General features: G+C 34.3%; 21 protein-coding genes. 10 read left to right on the top strand and 11 right to left on the bottom strand.

From position 1 onward, the window contains the following. Entirely contained in the window at positions 1–735 is a 735-nt protein-coding gene (locus Q5N74_RS08620) for a TerB family tellurite resistance protein (protein ID WP_304388423.1), read from the bottom strand. Positions 736–1,091: 356 nt separating this feature from the next. Between Q5N74_RS08620 and Q5N74_RS08615 the strand changes: the two genes are divergently transcribed. From Q5N74_RS08615 to Q5N74_RS08595, 5 genes are all read left to right on the top strand, one after another. Beyond that, the gene (locus tag Q5N74_RS08615) at positions 1,092–1,502 is read left to right on the top strand and encodes a BrxA/BrxB family bacilliredoxin (RefSeq protein ID WP_304388373.1); all 411 of its coding nucleotides are present in this window, start codon (positions 1,092–1,094) and stop codon (positions 1,500–1,502) included. Positions 1,503–1,624: 122 nt separating this feature from the next. Continuing rightward, the gene (locus tag Q5N74_RS08610; protein ID WP_304388371.1) at positions 1,625–2,014 is read left to right on the top strand and encodes a hypothetical protein; all 390 of its coding nucleotides are present in this window, start codon (positions 1,625–1,627) and stop codon (positions 2,012–2,014) included. A gap of 26 nt (positions 2,015–2,040) precedes the next feature. Then, positions 2,041–2,778, top strand: a complete 738-nt coding sequence (locus tag Q5N74_RS08605; protein WP_304388370.1) for a 1-acyl-sn-glycerol-3-phosphate acyltransferase — start codon at positions 2,041–2,043, stop codon at positions 2,776–2,778. An 11-nt stretch (positions 2,779–2,789) separates the two neighbouring features. After that, complete coding sequence (locus tag Q5N74_RS08600) at positions 2,790–3,779, top strand: acyl-ACP desaturase (protein ID WP_304388369.1); 990 nt, start codon at positions 2,790–2,792, stop codon at positions 3,777–3,779. A 69-nt stretch (positions 3,780–3,848) separates the two neighbouring features. Beyond that, a complete protein-coding gene (locus Q5N74_RS08595) occupies positions 3,849–4,502 on the top strand; it encodes an HD domain-containing protein (RefSeq protein ID WP_304388368.1) in 654 nt (217 codons plus the stop codon). Here the strand turns inward: Q5N74_RS08595 and Q5N74_RS08590 are convergent, their stop codons facing one another. Continuing rightward, positions 4,503–5,375, bottom strand: a complete 873-nt coding sequence (locus Q5N74_RS08590) for an AraC family transcriptional regulator (protein WP_304388367.1) — start codon at positions 5,373–5,375, stop codon at positions 4,503–4,505. A gap of 834 nt (positions 5,376–6,209) precedes the next feature. On the opposite strand from Q5N74_RS08590, the gene Q5N74_RS08585 reads away from it, so the two are divergent. Together Q5N74_RS08585 and Q5N74_RS08580 are read left to right on the top strand one after the other, a co-directional pair. Beyond that, a complete protein-coding gene (locus Q5N74_RS08585; RefSeq protein ID WP_304388365.1) occupies positions 6,210–6,806 on the top strand; it encodes a hypothetical protein in 597 nt (198 codons plus the stop codon). 296 nt (positions 6,807–7,102) lie between these two features. Beyond that, positions 7,103–7,720 (top strand): hypothetical protein, encoded by a 618-nt coding sequence (locus Q5N74_RS08580; protein ID WP_304388364.1) that lies wholly within the window; start codon positions 7,103–7,105, stop codon positions 7,718–7,720. Between the two features lie 53 nt (positions 7,721–7,773). Here Q5N74_RS08580 and Q5N74_RS08575 read toward each other — a convergent pair whose 3' ends face one another. Further along, complete coding sequence (locus Q5N74_RS08575) at positions 7,774–8,847, bottom strand: PA0069 family radical SAM protein (RefSeq protein WP_304388363.1); 1,074 nt, start codon at positions 8,845–8,847, stop codon at positions 7,774–7,776. Between the two features lie 231 nt (positions 8,848–9,078). Between Q5N74_RS08575 and Q5N74_RS08570 the strand changes: the two genes are divergently transcribed. The 3 genes from Q5N74_RS08570 to Q5N74_RS08560 all read left to right on the top strand — a co-directional run bounded on the left by Q5N74_RS08570 (position 9,079) and on the right by Q5N74_RS08560 (position 11,409). Beyond that, positions 9,079–9,762, top strand: coding sequence for a hypothetical protein (locus tag Q5N74_RS08570; protein ID WP_304388360.1), 684 nt, complete (start codon positions 9,079–9,081; stop codon positions 9,760–9,762). A 68-nt stretch (positions 9,763–9,830) separates the two neighbouring features. Further along, positions 9,831–10,508 (top strand): hypothetical protein, encoded by a 678-nt coding sequence (locus Q5N74_RS08565; RefSeq protein ID WP_304388359.1) that lies wholly within the window; start codon positions 9,831–9,833, stop codon positions 10,506–10,508. 232 nt (positions 10,509–10,740) lie between these two features. Next, complete coding sequence (locus Q5N74_RS08560) at positions 10,741–11,409, top strand: peroxiredoxin-like family protein (RefSeq protein ID WP_304388358.1); 669 nt, start codon at positions 10,741–10,743, stop codon at positions 11,407–11,409. Here Q5N74_RS08560 and Q5N74_RS08555 read toward each other — a convergent pair. The 8 genes from Q5N74_RS08555 to hemH form a co-directional block, all read right to left on the bottom strand. After that, the gene (locus tag Q5N74_RS08555) at positions 11,390–12,565 is read right to left on the bottom strand and encodes an alginate lyase family protein (RefSeq protein WP_304388357.1); all 1,176 of its coding nucleotides are present in this window, start codon (positions 12,563–12,565) and stop codon (positions 11,390–11,392) included. The genes Q5N74_RS08560 and Q5N74_RS08555 overlap by 20 nt on opposite strands. 6 nt (positions 12,566–12,571) lie before the next feature. After that, complete coding sequence (locus tag Q5N74_RS08550; RefSeq protein ID WP_304388356.1) at positions 12,572–12,964, bottom strand: hypothetical protein; 393 nt, start codon at positions 12,962–12,964, stop codon at positions 12,572–12,574. A 164-nt stretch (positions 12,965–13,128) separates the two neighbouring features. Continuing rightward, positions 13,129–13,911: an enoyl-CoA hydratase/isomerase family protein gene (locus Q5N74_RS08545; RefSeq protein ID WP_304388355.1), complete on the bottom strand. Its 783-nt coding sequence runs from the start codon at positions 13,909–13,911 to the stop codon at positions 13,129–13,131. Between the two features lie 16 nt (positions 13,912–13,927). After that, positions 13,928–14,350, bottom strand: a complete 423-nt coding sequence (locus Q5N74_RS08540; RefSeq protein ID WP_304388354.1) for a hypothetical protein — start codon at positions 14,348–14,350, stop codon at positions 13,928–13,930. A 41-nt stretch (positions 14,351–14,391) separates the two neighbouring features. After that, complete coding sequence (locus Q5N74_RS08535) at positions 14,392–15,852, bottom strand: ATP-binding protein (RefSeq protein WP_304388353.1); 1,461 nt, start codon at positions 15,850–15,852, stop codon at positions 14,392–14,394. 201 nt (positions 15,853–16,053) lie between these two features. Then, complete coding sequence (locus Q5N74_RS08530) at positions 16,054–16,602, bottom strand: CopD family protein (protein ID WP_304388352.1); 549 nt, start codon at positions 16,600–16,602, stop codon at positions 16,054–16,056. A 2-nt stretch (positions 16,603–16,604) separates the two neighbouring features. Beyond that, entirely contained in the window at positions 16,605–17,957 is a 1,353-nt protein-coding gene (locus Q5N74_RS08525) for an MATE family efflux transporter (RefSeq protein ID WP_304388351.1), read from the bottom strand. Further along, entirely contained in the window at positions 17,957–18,988 is a 1,032-nt protein-coding gene (hemH, locus tag Q5N74_RS08520; RefSeq protein WP_304388350.1) for a ferrochelatase, read from the bottom strand. The genes Q5N74_RS08525 and hemH overlap by 1 nt, the downstream gene beginning before the upstream one ends. Positions 18,989–19,043: the final 55 nt, after the last annotated feature.

Raw genomic sequence — 19,043 nt, 5'->3', positions numbered from 1 at the left:
TTAAAATACACGCTCCTTTTGCAATTGCTCATAAGCATCTTGTACTTGTTTAAATTTCTCTTCTGCCCCTTTTTGGTGCTCTTCCCCTAAATGAATCACCTTATCTGGGTGGTACTTTTTAGCCATGGTTCGGTACGCTTTTTTAACCTCGTCGTTTGTGGCTGTTTTTTCAATCTCTAATATTTTATAAGCACTATCTGTGCTTTTATAAAACATAGCTTTGATGCTTTCATAATCATTATGGCTTATCCCTAAATACCCCGCAATGGTTTGAATTTGGGCAACCTCATCATCCGTTACAACACCATCGGCCTTGGCAATACCAAATAAAAAATGAATAAGCTGTAAACGAGATGCATGCTGCATCATTTGTCTTATTTGCAAACACACCTGTCTGGTTGAAATATTTTCCTGTTTATTTATTTCTTTAAATAACTTAAAGGCGTGATTCGCACGCTCTTTTCCATACATACTCACAAACTGTAGACGTACAAAATCTAACTCGCGCTGGTCTTGTTTACCATCCGCTTTTATAACAATAGAAGCCAAAATAAGCAAACTCACTTCAAAATCGCCCGGTTGCGTTTGTGTGCGTTGTTGCGGGTTCTCTGTATTAACTGCGCTACCATTGGACATTCCATCTACAACACTACCTAATGCCATGCCTAAAATAGCTCCTATAGGCCCACCAAACGACCAGCCCAAGGCTGCTCCAATCCACTTTGAAAAATTCATGTTCTTTTTTACTTTAAAAATACGTTTCAAACGTACATATAAATTCATTCGTTTAAAAGAAGAAATGTTTTTATATGGTCGCTTTTACTGTTTGTGCTGTTTATCGACATATTGTTACAGCATATTTTGTTAATTATTTAGGTGCAAAATTTAACAAATTCATTAAAAGGGCACAACTTAAGCCTATCATCTAAATACCAACGACAGCCCTTTTTTACTTTTAAAATCAAAAAAGACAATGCCTATAGCCTGACCTTATGACACCATAAGTGTTATAAGACAATGCCAAAGCTATTATTGCACGATTTTTGATTAACTTTGTACATTATATATACTAATATTAAAATTTAAAAAATATGTATCCAGCAGAATTAGTAAAACCAATGCGCGAAGATTTAACCAAAGTTGGTTTTGAAGAATTACATACCGCCGAGGCTGTTGATGCTGCTTTAGCTAAAGAAGGAACTACCTTAGTTGTAGTTAATTCGGTTTGTGGTTGTGCAGCTGCCAATGCTCGCCCAGGCGCTAGAACAAGTTTACAAAACGCAAAACGTCCTGACCATATTGTGACAGTTTTTGCAGGTGTTGATAAAGAAGCTGTTGATGCAGCTCGTGGCCATATGGTACCATTTCCTCCAAGTTCACCTTGTATGGCATTATTCAAAAATGGCGAATTGGTGCACATGTTAGAGCGTCACCACATTGAAGGAAGACCAGCAGAATTAATTGCTGAAAACCTAACAGATGCTTACAACGAGCATTGTTAAAAAATTAACGTCGGTTATTAAATAACGAACGTATACTTTTAAAACCCACGACCATGGTCGTGGGTTTTTGTTTTATAACGCAACCATTTACGCAAGCAAGCATCTAATACAAAAATGAAACTATGAAAAAGAAACTGCTTATTTTGGTGACTGCCTGCTTAGTATTAATGGCGTTTCAATGTGATGAAGATGCTGTTTCCACCCAAGAAACAGAACAACAAGATTTAAACATGTCTAAAAAAGCGATTGAAGATTTAGCATCAACTTCAATCTGTAACGACACATTTACATGTAAATACATGGCATTAGGCAGCAAACCTTGCGGTGGCCCTTGGGGTTATTTAGTGTATTCAAGCTCCATAAATTTTGAAAAACTAGAAAACATGGTAGCTATTTACAATAAAAACGAAGCCGATTTTAATAAAAAATGGGGAATTATTTCCGACTGTGCCTTCGCCACACCTCCAACCAGTTTAAAATGTGAAAATAACATCTGTCTGGCTGTTTATTAAAACCTCTTTTTGTTTATTTTTGAGGCATGGAAAAATTAATATCATACCCCATAAGTATTATTTACTCCCTGTGTTTTTTCTTAGCACTGGTTATTTTTCATCCCATTCAATGGTTTTGCTTTACTGTTTTTGGATACAAGGCACATAAAAACAGTGTTGATTTGTTACAACTTACCTTGATGCGATGCGCTCATTTATTAGGTACGCGTTTCACCTTCAACAATCCACACCATATAGACGGTGACCAACCCTTAATAATTGTTGCCAATCACCAAAGTTTGCATGACATCTACCCAATTACTTGGTATATGCGCAAACACCACCCTAAATTTATTAGTAAAATAGAGTTGGGAAAAGGCATTCCTAGCGTTTCTTATAATTTAAGACATGGTGGCGCTGCATTAATTGACAGGAAAAACCCTAGACAATCACTTCCTGCCCTTATGAAATTTGGCGAATATATTGAAGCCAACAAACGCTCTGCTGTAATTTTCCCAGAAGGCACAAGAAGTAAAGACGGAACACCTAAACCATTTCAAACCAAAGGATTAGAAATACTGTTAAAAAAAATACCATCGGCACTTGTTGTACCCATAACCATTAACAATTCTTGGAAAATGTTAAAATATGGCAAATTCCCCATGGGTTTAGGTACACATATAACATTTACTGTGCATAAGCCTTTAAAAGTTAGTACCTTTGTAAACAAAGAAAAACTACTTAATAGTATTGAATCTACTATTATAAATAATATAAATAATTAAAAATTATTAAGATGTCGTTAAAGAATGTAAGACTAGAAGTAATGCAATTTTTGGAAAAGGACGTTGAAGCTTTAATACAAAAGTATTTAATACCTGTTGATACCATTTGGCAACCTTCAGATTTTTTACCAAATTCTGAAAGTGATACTTTTTTTGAAGAAGTACGTGAAATAAGAGAACTTTCAAAAGAATTACCTTATGATTTTTGGGTAGTTTTAGTAGGTGATATGATTACCGAAGAAGCCTTACCAACCTACGAATCGTGGTTAATGGATGTTGAAGGTGTTGGGCAAGTAGAGCGCAACGGCTGGTCTAAATGGGTACGCCACTGGACCGGCGAAGAAAACCGCCATGGTGATGTACTTAACAAGTACTTATACCTTTCTGGACGTGTTAACATGAAAGAAATTGAAAGAACCACACAGTATTTAATTGCAGATGGTTTTGATATTGGAACTGATAGAGATCCCTATAAAAACTTTGTATACACTAGTTTTCAAGAATTAGCGACTTATATTTCACATAACCGTGTTGCTAAAATCGCTAAGAAAAGTGGTAATAAGCAATTGGCTAAAATGTGTCAAATTATTTCTGGAGATGAAATGAGACACCACCATGCTTATTCTGAGTTTGTTGAACGTATCTTTAAAGTAGATCCTAGCCAAATGATGATGGCGTTTCATGATATGATGAAACTTAAAATAACCATGCCTGCGCATTTTTTAAGAGAATCTGGAAACCAAATTAGCTCTGCTTTTGAAGAGTTTTCTAATACGGCACAACGTATTGGTGTTTACACATCTACGGATTATGTAGACATTTTAGATAAATTAATCAAACGTTGGGAAATTGATAAAGTAACTGGACTTAATGATGAAGCTGAAAAAGCTAGAGATTATTTAATGAAGCTTCCATCAAGAATGTATCGTTTATCTGAACGTATTAAAATTCCGGAAAACTCATTTCAATTTAAATGGGTAGAACCTGCTATTATTAAGTAATAGAACAACCTTATATATCTTTATAAAATTCCTTTCTAAACCGAAAGGAATTTTTATTTTTATACCCTTATGACTTCAGAACAAATAATAAATAAAACCATCGATTTTGTAAAAGACACCCTTATTGACGCTGAAGGTGGGCACGATTGGTTTCACATAGAAAGGGTGTATAAAAACGCACTACTCATAGCTAAAAAAGAAAAGGTAGACCTATTTATAGTTTCACTTGGTGCCTTGCTTCATGATATTGCCGACAGTAAATTTCACGACGGCGACGAAACGGTTGGCCCTAACAAAGCACGTCAATTTTTGTTCAACCTGAATGTAGACTCGACAGTGATTGAACATGTTGTAAAAATTATTGAAAACATCTCATTTAAAGGCGGTCACGAGGCCCAGAAATTTAAATCGGCTGAACTGGATGTTATACAAGATGCCGATAGATTGGATGCTATTGGCGCTATTGGTATTGCACGTTGTTTTAATTACGGCGGTTTTAAAAATAGAGAAATTTACAATCCAGACATTAAGCCTAATTTACAGATGACGAAGGCAGAATATAAAGCATCAAACGCCCCAACAATCAATCATTTCTATGAAAAATTGCTACTTCTAAAAGATAAAATGAACACAAAAACAGGTAAAGATATAGCCACGAAAAGACATGATTTTATGACCTTATATCTTGACCAGTTTTATACAGAATGGGAAGGCTTAAGTTAATTATTGAATAATTAACTTAATTTCCTTTCTATAATTTGAGGCACTTTTACCTGTAATTTCATTAAACTGCTTATTGAAATGCGAGAAATTATTAAAACCGCACTCAAAACAAATATCAGCAATACTCATTTGGCTTTCATTGAGCAATTTAGTAGCGTGTACCACCCTATATTCATTCACTAATTGTGTAAATGTTTTTCCGGTTGCTTTTTTAAAATACCTACAAAATGCTGGTACCGTCATACTCACCTCATCTGCAATTTCATCTAAAGTAATATGGTTTTGAAAGTTCTTATTCACGTATTTAAAAATCACGTCAATTTTAGAACTGTCTTGTGGTTCTGCTTCAAAAGCAAACCCATCGGCATTTAACAGAGTGTAATCTTCGGTAGTTGCTAAGTAATTTAGAATATCTAGAAACTTCAAAACACGCTTTAAGCCTTGATGTTCCAGAAGTTTATCAATTTTAGGCCCTATTACTTTTTTAGTTTCTACTTTAAATCGAATGCCTTGTCTGGCTCTATCAAATAACGACACAATATTCGCCATTTCTGGGATACTCAAAAAATCGTCACCTAAGAAATTAGATTTAAATTGTACTGCTGTCTCGGTACCGTTGGCCGTTAACCTATCGGTAAAGCCATTATGCGGTAAATTAGACCCAATAAGTATTAATTGACTGTTATTAAAATAGGATAAATGGTTTCCTATATGTGTTTTACCCTGCCCTTTGTTTATATAAATGAGCTCTAATTCTGGATGGAAATGCCAGTAAGCGCCGTCTTTATCAATTGTTTCTACATGTTGCTTAACTAATATAGAACTTCCGAAACTTGGGGAGAGCTTCCTAAAAGTTGGTTTTTTATTAATCATACAAATTAATTTAGATGCAAAATTACAATATATTATTATGCAAACATAGCTTTATTTAACCCGATTATATGCTATATTACCTTTTAATCCATTTAACATTTAGTTAACAGTCAATATAGCATATATATTGGTCAAATTTGTTGTTTTATTAACTCTTATTCCATCATATATTTGTACCGTAGAACATTAGGTATTTCTGTTAAAGAATAGTATTTCAGAAGTCATAAAAATAGACAACAACATTAAGTTGTTATTTATTACAATAATTGTAAGATTATTGCGTTTTACAATATGGTAGTAGGTTTTTAACCCATACTAACATAAAAGTTTTAGAAAAAGAAACAAAAAATTAACTCTCATAACACAGAGTATACAATATTCATTAATAATTAGTTTAATGTCTTATTTAGTTTAGTTGGTAAAGTGAGCTGTGGTGGCTCACTTTTTTTTGTGCCCTATTTTCAAATACTTCTTCCCATATATTTAACTCGCATTTTCTACCTATTATATATAAGACATTCTATCTATAAAATTCATAGTTGTTTTTAAAAGCATTCGCTTTTTAATAATAACTCCATATCCTTTTAAACTACTTTTTTAGAAGACATTTAAAACATTATACTTCGTAGGCACTTCTTAGCCTATTTTACAAATTTTCAAAATCGCTTTTTCCTCAACTGTTCATATTTACCATCGATGTGTGCTATATTAACTTAACACAATGTTAATATTATCATAACAGATAATTTAGCACAGATATGTGTCAAAATCAATGTTTTGCCAGCCGAAAACGCACCATATATTTGCCCTATCAAACATTAAAAAACACAAGTCATGAAAAATATATTAAACAACACAAAAAAAGGATTCCTAATAGTAACACTATTTACTAGCTTATTAAGTTTCGCGAATGAAGCATCATTTACCTCTATTAAAGATGACGCAAAAAAAACGGCACTTACTTTAACAGATGTAAAAGCTGGAAACAAATTGTCTATTAAAGATGCCAACGGTATCGTATTATATTCAGAACAAATTGAAAAAGCGGGAATCTACACAAAAGGGTTCGACTTTACATCACTTCCTGATGGTGATTATGTTTTTGAATTAGATAAGGACATTGAAATTAAAACGATCCCATTTACAATTAGCTTTAAAAGCATTGTTGTAAACAAAGAAAAAGAAACAACAAGCTACAAACCATATATCGTACAAAAAAACAACTTGTTATACATTACAAAATTGTCTCCAAACTCGGAAGCTGTTAAAATTAGTGTTTACTCGAATGCCAATAACGAATACGAATTATTACACGCTGAAAGCATTACAGATGTTCAAGCTATTGAAAGAGTTTACAAATTAGAAAAAGGAAGTTATAAAATAGTAATTAGCTCTGATAATAAAGAGTACACAAAATTCATTAACAATTAGTTTAATGTCTTATTTAGTTTAGTTGGTAAAGTGAGCTGTGGTGGCTCACTTTTTTTTTGCTTTAATCTCAACTCAAGTACTTAGTTACTGCTTTTAAAATTTCCCTTTCCCTCTTTTCTTCATTTCAATAAACACATAGGGTATACTTAATTACCCCCATTATACTCTATATTAATTTTACCTAAAATTGATGTAATAATAACAGATAATTTAGCACACAAATGCATCAATATCAGTGATTTAAAAACTAAAAAACGGTTATATATTTGTCTTATAAAACGTTAAAAAAACAACTTATGAAAAACGTATTAAACATCTCAAAAAAAGGATTCTTAATGGTAACATTGTTTGCTACCTTGTTAAGTTTCGCAAATGAAAAAGCATTTTTCTCAATCGAAAATGATGCTAAAAGAACCTCTCTTACTTTAAACAATGTAAAGCAAGGAAACCTATTATCTATTAAAGATATTAACGGTATTGTACTATATAAAGAACTCATTCTTCAATCTGGAATCTACACGAAAGGCTTCGATTTAACATCACTACCAAACGGGGGCTACATATTTGAACTAGATAAAGATGTAGAAATTCAAACCATTCCATTTACGGTATTATCAGACACGGTTACATTTAAAAAAGACATGGAAAACACCATTTTTAAACCGGTAACGCGCATAAAAGGTGATATTGTTTATGTATCTAGACTTTCTTTAAGTAAAGCGCCTATGGATATTGCCATTTATTTTACAGGCAGTGAGTCAATTTCTAGTACACCAGAACTTATTTATTCTGAAAAAATTACAAACACTGAAAACCTAAGTCGTATTTACAGACTGTCAGGAAAACAAAAAGGTGACTACAAACTAATTTTTAAAACAGAAGGACGCGAGTTCACAAAAGAAATTATTAACTAACCAACCCTTAATTATTTTATTAAAAGAGCGAGCCCTGGGTTCGCTCTTTTTATTTAAAACAATTTCAATTGCCCACCTTTATACTGCGCATGCAATTGGGTATTTAGTTTAGGCATCTGCTTATTTTTAAAATATTTAAGCTTCGCTAACTGTACTAAACTATTAATTTGTTCAGCTATTTTACCCTCGCCGTGCATTCTAGAACCATACCGCGAATCGTTTAACGATCCGCCGTGGCAACATTCAATTTGGCGCAATACTTTTTCAGCCTTATCAGGCATGGTTTTATGTATCCAATCACTAAAAATAGCACCAATTGCCCCGTTAAGCCTCACAATGGTATGTGCAATGCCTAAGGCACCACTATCAGAGGCTGCTTTAGCTAATGATAAAATTTCATGACTGTTAATAGACGGAATAATAGGAGCTAACATCACATTTACAGGTATACCATGTGCGCTTAATATGTTCACCGTTTCTAAACGCTTACTAATAGTGGTGGTTCTCGGCTCTAAAACACGTCTAGTTTCTTCCGAAAGGGATGTAATAGACATATTCACCCCAATTAAATTATCCTTTGAAAGTTCTTTTAATAGATCTAAATCTCTTAGAATTAAGGCGTTTTTCGTAATAATAGCTACAGGGTGTTTATATTTAAGAAACACTTCCAAACATTTTCGGGTAATCTCGAAATGTTTTTCCGCAGGTTGGTAACAATCGGTATTACCAGACATCACAATAGGGTGCGCTTGCCAACTTTTTTTTTTCAATAACTCCTCTAATAGTTTTGGCGCATCTTTTTTAACCATAATTCGGCGTTCAAAATCTAAACCAGCACTATACCCCCAAAATTCATGACTATTTCGTGCATAACAATAAATACAACCATGCTCACAGCCTTGGTAAGCATTCATGGAGTAAGACATACCAATATCTGGACTTTCTACTTTATTTACAATGGTTTTAGGAAACACTTCCAGGTATTGGGTTTTGTTTTTATCGCTTTCCTCACCTTCTTTATGGCAGAACTCTAAAAAATCATCGCGCATTTCATGACTCAATTCGAAAAATCGATTGGGTACATTTAGTTGTGCGCCTCGGCCTTTTAGCGGTGTTTTTGAGTCCATTTTAGAGATAACAAGATATATTTTCCATACATTAAAGCCTTAAAATTACTTATATTTTCAACTGAAAATTGTTAAAATTTAGAAGGGTTATTAACAAATTTTTGCTGCGCCAATAATAATGTTTGATTAAATATACATCTGCAATGTATATGGAATTGAAAAAATGCATACTTTAGACTTATTCATATTTTTTAACCAGTTTTAAAAGGTTATTAAGAATTACATACCACTATGAAAATACTTTTTATATATTTTTTCGTTTTAATTACCGTCACTATAACTGCTCAAAACCACGCTAAATTCTCGCATAAGTTAGACGACTTCATAAGTTTAGATGTGCCAAAAAATTTCGTTGAATCGGAAACACTTGTGGATGGCCTTAAAATACACCAAATAAGTTTTAAAACAGATGCTTACAGCTTTATTGTTCAAAAAGTGCTTTTTGAAAATGAAGACCAAAAACAAAGTCTTTCTAGGTTACCATACGATTACACCAGTTTAATTGATGAATACAATCGTGTTATAGCACGAATGAGATATAGAGTTCCTTATTATTTAAAAACCACAACACTGGTTAAGAAAGAAGGTTTTACGGGATATAATTTAAAATTCGCAAACGATTTAGAAACACCAACTTACGAAGCCGAATTTTATTTATTAAATAAAAACTTATATACTTTTTTCTATGCCAGTGATACGCAGTTTAACCCCGACATTAAAACCGAACTCTTTAAATCCGTTAAAATAAACAACAAAAAAGACATTAGTCAATATTTAGGTAAACCTCCAAAATATAGAATAGGATACGTAATAGCCACTTACTTTTTCTTGAGTTTATTCCTGGTTTGGACTCTAATTTATATCATTAAAGTCTACAGAAAAAAGAAAGGGAAAACTAGTATTTTTCATGAGTAAATTAATTGGTATACTTTGTTGTTGCACATTTGAACAAACCGAACGCCTGATAAGAAAATGAAAAAAACATGTTTTATTTAGTACCTACAAAAAAAGGAATTGGAGTTGAAATCTGGGGTACTTACGATGACATCCGAATGATTCATTCCTTAGTCCAAAATTTTTGGGGAAATGAAAAGAATGATAGGATAAAAAATTCAGAAAACAGAGACGATTCTATAAGTGGGTTTTCAAGGGAGTTGAGAAAAGCTTATGAAGGAAGTAGACTAAAACGAAAAACTAGCCATTTCTCTTTTGAAAAAGTTGAACATTTTGGTTGCAAAGTTTCTTGGGTTCACATAATTTTTTCATTGTCTGCTTTGCGGTTTAATATGCAAAGTCAAGAAACGAATAAATTAGAACTTTCAATCTTAATTCAACTTGAATACTGGCTAGAAAAATCAGCCATCTCTTATGATGAAAAAGGCGGAATAGAATTGGAACCGTATTTTAACGGAGCAATTTTTGGCGGAACTAAAAATATTTACCAACTATTATTATCAATAGACACAGATTATTTAAGATTAAAAGGAGGAAAAAGAGCATTCCGAAAATTGCCTGAATTATTAAAAAGAGGTGTCCAATTCACATCTGAATTTCAAGATTATGAAAAGTTCTTAAAACAAGAAGCGAAAAGGTTAAATTGTGAAATAAATCAGCTTGAAATAAATGACGAGGATATTGACTATGAAAATTTAGAATGGTAAGAACGTGCTATTTTGAGCTTAATCAACTTGAGTTACTTTACTTCCTAGCTTCTGATTTTCCTTAAAAAATACAAACAAACAATACTCATTACCATAAATATTATAATCAGTTAAAAAAAGTCTTTAAAAAACTTTAAAAAACTACCGTAAAACCATGATTCTATCAAAATCAGATAGAGCATAACAACAAGCTTCTACCTTTGCCATATCTGCAAAACAATTAAAGAAAATTATGAGCTATTTAAAAGAACAAACAGATGCTAAAATTGCAGCAGGACGACAAGCCAACCCTGATTTCATGAAAGGCGTTGATGCTATTATTAATAAAGCAAAAGCCTTCCAACAAGGTAGTGATGCTATTAAAGTTGGCCAAAAAGTCCCTAATTTCGAGCTACCAAACACTGAAGGTAAATTAACAATCTTAAATAGCTTACTAAGCAAAGGCCCTGTTGTTGTTACATTTTATCGAGGGGATTGGTGCCCGTACTGCAATTTACAACTAAGAGCTTTGCAAGCCAGATTAAGTGAAATTCACGCACTGGGTGCAACATTGGTTGCCATTACCCCACAGGTTCCTGACGGATCTTTGACAAAAAATGAAATTAGCGAAATGGATTTCATTGTATTGTCTGACCAAGATGCAAAAGTAGCGTCACAATATGGGGTTGCATGGGAAGTTCCAGAATTTTTGGTAGAACATATGCGCGTAGATCGCAATCTTGATTTAGATATAATCAATAATGGGAACGGTAGTGTATTACCCATTCCTGCCACATTTGTAATTGAACGTGACGGAGTAGTTACATGGAGCTATGTTAACGTTGATTATAGAACACGTTCAGAGCCCGATGACATTATAGAAGCTTTACAGAATATAAGTACTAATCATTTGAATCCATAGGTTCACCTTGGTAGCCTGTTAGCGTACCCCACGAAATCATCGAAGAAGTAAAACCCTCTGGACGGATTTTATCGACAATTTGTTGCGTATAAGGCATAGGAAGTTTTTTAACACGTACATAGTGATTATAAACCCTTTCAAAAACAGGTTCGTACTTGCCTCGGCTTTTCTCTGATATGACGTCCTTAAATTTTCCATACATATTGTAGTAAGGTACATCGCCTCCTAAATTGTACTTTGCAAAATACTCGAAGCCATGTAAAAGACGGTTGTCGAGATAGCCATATAAATCAACACCCTGTTTCCAAGCTATTTCGGAAATGGCGGCTAAATACCCCAGTCCCATTTGGGAATGTCCCTGATCTCTTCCGCTTTCCTGACATTGACCAGTGTTGGCATCTATATAGCCCGAAAAGGTCGAGTAAGGTTGTGCATTGGTCCCCATTACATGTGAAACCGCATTGTTAAACAATTCAACGTCATCACAAAACACAGCTATTGCCAGTACCGAATTGACCATAGAAAGCCCCCAGTTTCCATTTGAATTGAGGCTATTGGTATAATAATTACTTATTAAAGGATAGAAGACATCTCGCATCATTCCCTTAAATTGGTCAACATCATCCTCTGCCCAGTTATCATAGGTGTGACGAATAATTTCTGCAGCATTACAGAATTTGTGAGCTATCATACCTGCGACTAAATTATCATCTTTACCCGTAATGGTTTCTATGGTGCCACTCCATGCGTTCAATATTTCGATGGTTTTTTCAGCATGCGCTTTATTTCCAGTAACAATCCATTGTATGGCATGAGAATAGGCTGCTTCCGCATCATTACCTATTTGTGGATCGCCCACTCTATTGGCCCCATAACTGTCGCGATGTACATGTTCAAAAGGCGAAGGTGTCCAATTTAATGAAGATCCTTTCCATGCCTCCATAGCCTTATAAGCACGCGCCCAAGGCTCTTCACCATTATTTACATGCCCTTTTAAAATACTAAGTTCTTCCCTACTATGCATGATACCAGGATGACTCAATTCTTGAACCGAATATTTTTTCGATTCAATAGGAGTATTGGCTAATTGTCCATAGCTGAACAAACTCGTCATGAGTAAGGTGAAAACTATAAAAAGGAACTTATTATGTATCATAATTAATTATTCAGTATCTCGCTCTACTTCTGTAATATTTTTAAATGTTGGCATGTTCTCAATTATCGTACCCGCCCCTTTTTTATTTATTTTGAAAAGTAGATCTTTTGTGGTTGTAAATACTATCACAGAAGAAAAAGGATTCCTTAGATGTTCTTTCAGAACGACAAAAGCCTCATCTAATGTTAACTCTTCTTCTATATCCTCTTCTTCTCTTAATCTAAAGCGGTATTTCAACAAAACAGAAAAGCCGTTTTTCGAATAAACCGGTCTAACAAATATATTTTTCAAGTTAGGCTTACCAATGGTCTTTGCCATGGTTAACTTGGCAAAACTGCCTTCTTCAATACCTTCTTTTACCTGTTCCCAGAAAAGAATAAACACATCTTGGTACTCCATAAACTAAAAATTGATGGTGAATAATTTCAATGCTTCAAAAGTAACGCTAATTATTCATATCATAAATCGGAATCTGCCTTCATCACTAAAAAAATCAAAACAACTTGGATATTGAAGGCGTTATTCCATACGCTTTTTAGATGCGAATTGTCATAGAGGAACTTCTATTTCCCAGGAAAATCAGCCTTTCTTTTTTGTAAAAAAGCAGTGGTGCCTTCGGTAAAATCATCGGTACCAAAACAGTTTCCAAATTCTTGAATCTCCACGTCAAACCCATTAACACCATCTTTAAAATTAGCATTAATAGCTTTAATAGCAGACCCTATAGCAACCAGCGAATTATTGGCTATTTTATTAGCTATCTTTTCACAAAGAGGCAACAAATTTTCTTGAGGCACTACATGGTTTACGAGTCCGTAATTTAAAGCTTGGTTCGCATCAATCATACTCGCGGTCATAATCAATTCCATGGCACGTCCTTTCCCAATTAATTGAGGTAAACGTTGTGTACCACCATAACCCGGAATAACACCCAGAGATACCTCAGGAAGCCCCATTTTCGCATTATCGCTCGCCACTCTAAAATGACATGCCATAGCTAACTCTAAACCACCACCAAGTGCAAAGCCATTTACTGCTGCAATAACTGGTTTGGATAAATTTTCGACAAAATCGAATAATATTTCTTGTCCTTTTGCAGCCAAATTAGCACCTTCGGTAACGCTAAAATTGGCAAATTCACTAATATCGGCACCTGCAACAAAAGCCTTTTCGCCACTCCCTGTTAGAATGATCACTTTCGTATCTTCATCTTCCTCTTCATCTTTAAATGCTTCACGTAACTCTTCAATAGTTTCCTTATTTAAAGCATTTAACTTGTTGGGACGGTTAATGGTAATAGTGGTTATCCCGTTATTTTCTTCTACTAAAATATTATTGTAACTCATTTTTTATTAATTTTTATTATTCTTTAAATAATTCTAAACCTTTTATATGAAAGGTTTCAGATTCATAAAACCGTAATGCTGTTTTAACTATTTTACTGGATGTATCTCTAGGAGACTTCTTTATATATCTTGCTTTCGATTTATTTAAATTTAAAGTATATACGCCATTCAAATTATCTGCTTCTTTAGAAAATAAAATAACTGAATTACCTTCATACAACCAAGTTCCCTTTCCATAAATGTTCTCTTCTGTATTTGCTTTTGAAACCACCGAAAGATCTCTTAAAAAATGATATATAAAGGTCCCGTCTTCTTCCAAATTAAGTGTCCATTTCAATTTTGTGCCGTCTGTATGTTTAGGTTCGTAGACATAGACTCCAGATTGCGCCCATACACTATACCAAGAACATAGAAGCATGAATGTAATGAGATTTTTCAATATTATAAGTTTTAATTTATAAGATTTTTATTTTCTAGGCTTCAATATTCTTTAGGAAAAGACACCTTAAACACTGTACCATTATCTTTTTCTGATGTAAATGTTATGGAGCCTTTATAGGTTTCTACAATGTTCTTTACCATAGCCAGTCCAAGCCCCATGCCACTGGTTTTAGTGGTGAATTTTGGTTCGAAAACCTTATCCATATTTTCTTCCAAAATACCTGAACCATTGTCTGATACCGTAATAATCACCTCGTTATCAAGCGTATACACGTTAATACTAATTTTAGGCGCCTTATGCTCTGGCATTGCTTGCGTCGCATTTTTAACCAAATTAGTTACCACTCGTATTAATTGCGTACGGTCTAATTTAGCGATAATTTCTTCTTTTTCTGCGGAAAAATCGATGTAATCTTCATTAAAAATTTCTAATGCAAGCCTCACAATATTAACCACATTCAAGGTTTCATTTTGTTGTGCAGGCATTTTGGCAAAGTTTGAAAATGCCGATGCAATAGAACTCATGGTATCTATTTGTTGAATAAGCGTTTTGCTGTATTCATCTAATTTGGAATGAATATTTTCATCTTCTGGATTAAACTTCCTTTGAAAGTTTTGAACCGTTAAACGCATGGGAGTTAACGGGTTTTTAATTTCGTGCGCCACTTGTTTGGCCATTTCTCTCCAAGCTTGTTCTCGCTCGCTTCGCGCTAATTGGATGGCACTTTCTTCAAGCTCATCAATCATGCTATTATAAGAACTTACCAAGGTAGAAATCTCTTCACTCGTATCATCGACCACAATTTTTTGATTCCGTTTTTCCAATCGGGTGGTGTTAATTTTATCACTAATTGTTTTTAACGATTTTGTAATGTATTTAGAAAGTAAAAATGCAATAGAAATAGCCATAAACAACACAAACATAAAGGCTACCGCAATACGTTTTAAAAACTCTTCCAGTTCTTTGGTTAAAAAATCGTCCTTTTCTAAATAAGGAAGATTTAATATAGCAATAGATTTCGATTTTTGATCTACTAAATAGGTATACGACGATTGAAAGGTTTCTCCATTCTCGATACGTTTATCTACGTGCCTATGTAAAGCCGTATTCGAAATAGCATTTAAAGTTTCAGCATTTAAACATTGATCAGCAGCACTACTGTGTAAACCTGCTTTGGATGAAATTAATAAAGACCCTTCTAAATCGTATAAATTAATTTGAAGTTTATGAATATCCGCAATATTATAAACCTCATCTTTAAAAATAATTGGAATGTTTTCTGTACTTACTTCCCAAGTATTTTGCCTTCCGTTTAAAACGCGTTTTAAATGTGTTTGAATACTCTCTTCTTTACGTTCTAAACGCTCTTCATGATAGTCTTTACTTTGCTCTTTATATTGATAAATAGCAACTATGGAAATAAGTACCGATGCCATTAATACTAAAAGAATCATGGCTAAAAAAATACGGGTTCGTAAGGAGAGTTTTTTAAGTTTCACGTGCTTATTTTAATGTTTTTATAGGTCACATGTAGCTTCCATATAGTCATTCTATTGCGTATCAAGAACTCGTTAATACTGTTTCATTTCAATGAATGATGCTTTAAATATAGCAATAATCAATCCAAAAAACACCAAGTGATAAAACCAAAAAAAGAAATATCAAATTACAAGTAGCAGTTCTTAAAATTAGAGTTTTAATTAAGCGTCTGGATTTCTATTACGAATGTTTTTATAAACTTTAAAACCCAACATCAATAAAACGCCTAAAACAAAAATACCAACAACACCCCAAACCCAATTAATAGCACTTTTCAGAACAACCAAAAACACCACTGCGAATAGAATAAAGGTAGCGCCCTCGTTCCAAATACGCATAAAACTGGAGGTATGTTTTACCACATCGTTTTGTAATTGATTAAAATATTGGTGGGTTTTTAAATGGTAGATGATGAGCAGGAAAACGAATACCAGTTTAACATGCATCCACGGTTGCTCCAACCAAGACGGTTGTAAAACAAGCAACCAAACAGCAAATAAAACCGCTAAAATGGCCGATGGCCAAGTAATGATAAACCACAAACGTTTTGCCATCAATTTTAATTGCTGCCCTAAAATTTCTTTATCGGGTGATGGTTTATGGAAGGCTTCAATTTGATACACAAAAAGTCTAGGAATGTAAAACAAACCTGCAAACCACGTAATCACAAAAATAAGATGAAACGATTTTATATAGTAGTAATACGCCATAGCTAAACGGTTTTATTAATTAAATTAGTCTTGACTTCTCTATTTAAAAAATAAGCGGTGACTATGGTTGAAAGCACATCGGAAATAGGAAAAGAAATCCACACACCCAATTCGCCATAAAATTGTGGCAATATTAATATTAACGGAATAAAGAAAAACCCTTGACGCGTTAAAGTTAATAACAAGGCAGGAATTGCTTTCCCGATAGATTGAAAATACGCCGCACCAATAAGCTGGATGGCAATTATAGGAGTGGCAGCAAATACCCAACGCATATCGTTTGGGGTTTGTGCAATCACTTCTAAATTGGTTGTAAACATGCGCGTAATAGCTTCAGGAAAAACCATTAAAACGATAAAAATACACGTCGATAATATCGCTGCATACTTAATAGCCGTATTGATACTTTGCCGCACCCTATCGTAATTTTTCGCCCCATAATTAAAACCTGCAATAGGCAAAAAACCTTGCGTAATACCCAATACAGGAAACATGGCAAACATAAGCATGCGCCCCACAATTGCATAGGCGGTTACTGACGTTTCACCACCTAAATCGAATAAAATATTATTCATAAATAAATAGGTGATACTCACCACTGCTTGCCTTGCCAGTGTTACAAAACCTAAAGAGCCTATTTCGGAAACTATAGATCGGTCTAACCTTAAATGAGGTAATTTTATTTTTAATTCTGAATTTTTAGACAGAAAAAACCAAAGAATAAATATGAAACAGATGGTGTATGAAATAGACGTTGCCCATGCAGCTCCTTCCATACCATAACCCAATACATTGATGAAAATATAGTCTAAAAGCAGATTACTAACAGAAGGAAGCATCATCGCATACATGGCAAATTTAGGCTTCCCTTCCGCCCTAATTACCGTATTCCCCATCATGCTCAATGCCAAAAACGGCACACCATACAACACGATGGTATAGTAAATTTTAGCTGGTTCGAAAATAGCGCCTTTCCCTCCAAAGGATAAAATAATAGCATCTGAATACAGCAAACCTACAACCACCAAAGTAACGGTGAGTAATAAAGTTAACGTAATTTGATTACCAAAGGTTTTAAGGGCTTTCACAGGACTATCGGCTCCCAAAGCGCGCGATATAATAGAAGAACCTCCAATACCAATTGCCATTCCTAAAGCAGCGATAAAAAAGGAAACAGGTAATACCACATTAATGGCAGCAATAGCCGTAGAACCTATCCAATGGCCCACGAAAATGGTGTCCACCAATATGTTTAGCGACATCACCAAAATACCAATAGATGCAGGAACCGCTTGCTTTATTAAAATTTTACCAATAGGCTGCGACCCTAAATCTTGTGATGAAACTTTAGTCATTATGCTGTTGTTTTAGACCCTTCCCATCGGTCAACCCATTTTGAAAGTAAATTTACCCAAGCATCATCATCATTCAAACAAGGCACCGTCGTAAAGTCTTTTCCTCCCATTTCATGAAATATCTCCTGACCTTCCATGGCAATTTCTTCTAAAGTTTCTAAACAATCGCTCACAAATGCAGGCGTTACAATAGCCATACTTTTAAGTCCTTTTTTCCCTAAACGCTCAATCGTTCTATCTGTATACGGTTGCAACCAAGGATCGAAACCTAAACGAGACTGGAAGGAAGTTGAATAAGTCCCTTCTGGAAGTTCCAATTTTTCAGCAACCAATCTAGTAACCTCCATACATTGATGGCGGTAACAAAACTCATGCGCTTTACTTGGTGTTGCACAACAACTTCCATCTATTTTACAATGCGATTTTGTGATATCGCTTTTTCGAATGTGACGCTCAGGAACACCGTGATATGAAAATAATAAGTGCTCATAATTCACGCTTTCTAAATGGCGTTTTACAGAATCTGAAAGTACCTCAATATAATCTGGTTTATTATAAAACGCAGGCACCGATTCAATTTTCAAATTAGGAAAAAATTCCTGACGAAGTTCTTCAGCTAAAACCGTAATAGTTTCGGTAGTTGCCATGGCAAACTGCGGGTATAACGGAAAGAGCAACACTTCTTCAACACCTTTATCTACCAATTCCTGAAGCCCCTTTTTAATCGTTAAACTGCCATAGCGCATCGCTAAAGCCACCGGTACATTTACCTGCTTTTGTAGTTTTTTTTGTAATCGCTCTGAAAGCACAATTAACGGTGAACCATCTTCCCACCATATTTTTTTATAAGCTGCTGCCGATTGTTTTGGGCGCGTTTTTAAAATAATGCCTTTAACAAGTGCTGCTCTTGCAATTAACGGAATATCGATAACACGTTCGTCCATTAAAAACTCGCCTAAATATTTTTTTACGTCTTTGGGTGTTGGGCTATCGGGAGACCCAAGGTTTACTAGTAAAATTCCTTTTTTCATTTACGCTTTTATTATTTCTCAGAGTTTTTTCGTTCTAAAAACAAAACCCCTCTGT

This window comes from Mariniflexile sp. AS56 (genome assembly GCF_030552475.1).
Classification (GTDB): domain Bacteria; phylum Bacteroidota; class Bacteroidia; order Flavobacteriales; family Flavobacteriaceae; genus Mariniflexile.
Note: the sequence above shows the minus strand (reverse complement) of the source record. Positions and strands in the feature narration are given on the sequence as shown.

Bases quoted from the DNA above. Each gene is read 5' to 3' on its own strand.
- Q5N74_RS08565 (WP_304388359.1), top strand. From the start codon at position 9,831: ATGTTTTATTTAGTACCTACAAAAAAAGGAATTGGAGTTGAAATCTGG.
- Q5N74_RS08595 (WP_304388368.1), top strand. From the start codon at position 3,849: ATGACTTCAGAACAAATAATAAATAAAACCATCGATTTTGTAAAAGAC.
- Q5N74_RS08545 (WP_304388355.1), bottom strand. From the start codon at position 13,911: ATGAGTTACAATAATATTTTAGTAGAAGAAAATAACGGGATAACCACT.
- Q5N74_RS08530 (WP_304388352.1), bottom strand. From the start codon at position 16,602: ATGGCGTATTACTACTATATAAAATCGTTTCATCTTATTTTTGTGATT.
- Q5N74_RS08550 (WP_304388356.1), bottom strand. From the start codon at position 12,964: ATGGAGTACCAAGATGTGTTTATTCTTTTCTGGGAACAGGTAAAAGAA.
- Q5N74_RS08590 (WP_304388367.1), bottom strand. From the start codon at position 5,375: ATGATTAATAAAAAACCAACTTTTAGGAAGCTCTCCCCAAGTTTCGGA.
- Q5N74_RS08560 (WP_304388358.1), top strand. From the start codon at position 10,741: ATGAGCTATTTAAAAGAACAAACAGATGCTAAAATTGCAGCAGGACGA.
- Q5N74_RS08525 (WP_304388351.1), bottom strand. From the start codon at position 17,957: ATGACTAAAGTTTCATCACAAGATTTAGGGTCGCAGCCTATTGGTAAA.
- Q5N74_RS08555 (WP_304388357.1), bottom strand. From the start codon at position 12,565: ATGATACATAATAAGTTCCTTTTTATAGTTTTCACCTTACTCATGACG.
- Q5N74_RS08575 (WP_304388363.1), bottom strand. From the start codon at position 8,847: ATGGACTCAAAAACACCGCTAAAAGGCCGAGGCGCACAACTAAATGTA.
- Q5N74_RS08605 (WP_304388370.1), top strand. From the start codon at position 2,041: ATGGAAAAATTAATATCATACCCCATAAGTATTATTTACTCCCTGTGT.
- hemH (WP_304388350.1), bottom strand. From the start codon at position 18,988: ATGAAAAAAGGAATTTTACTAGTAAACCTTGGGTCTCCCGATAGCCCA.
- Q5N74_RS08615 (WP_304388373.1), top strand. From the start codon at position 1,092: ATGTATCCAGCAGAATTAGTAAAACCAATGCGCGAAGATTTAACCAAA.
- Q5N74_RS08585 (WP_304388365.1), top strand. From the start codon at position 6,210: ATGAAAAATATATTAAACAACACAAAAAAAGGATTCCTAATAGTAACA.
- Q5N74_RS08620 (WP_304388423.1), bottom strand. From the start codon at position 735: ATGAATTTTTCAAAGTGGATTGGAGCAGCCTTGGGCTGGTCGTTTGGT.
- Q5N74_RS08570 (WP_304388360.1), top strand. From the start codon at position 9,079: ATGAAAATACTTTTTATATATTTTTTCGTTTTAATTACCGTCACTATA.
- Q5N74_RS08600 (WP_304388369.1), top strand. From the start codon at position 2,790: ATGTCGTTAAAGAATGTAAGACTAGAAGTAATGCAATTTTTGGAAAAG.
- Q5N74_RS08610 (WP_304388371.1), top strand. From the start codon at position 1,625: ATGAAAAAGAAACTGCTTATTTTGGTGACTGCCTGCTTAGTATTAATG.
- Q5N74_RS08580 (WP_304388364.1), top strand. From the start codon at position 7,103: ATGAAAAACGTATTAAACATCTCAAAAAAAGGATTCTTAATGGTAACA.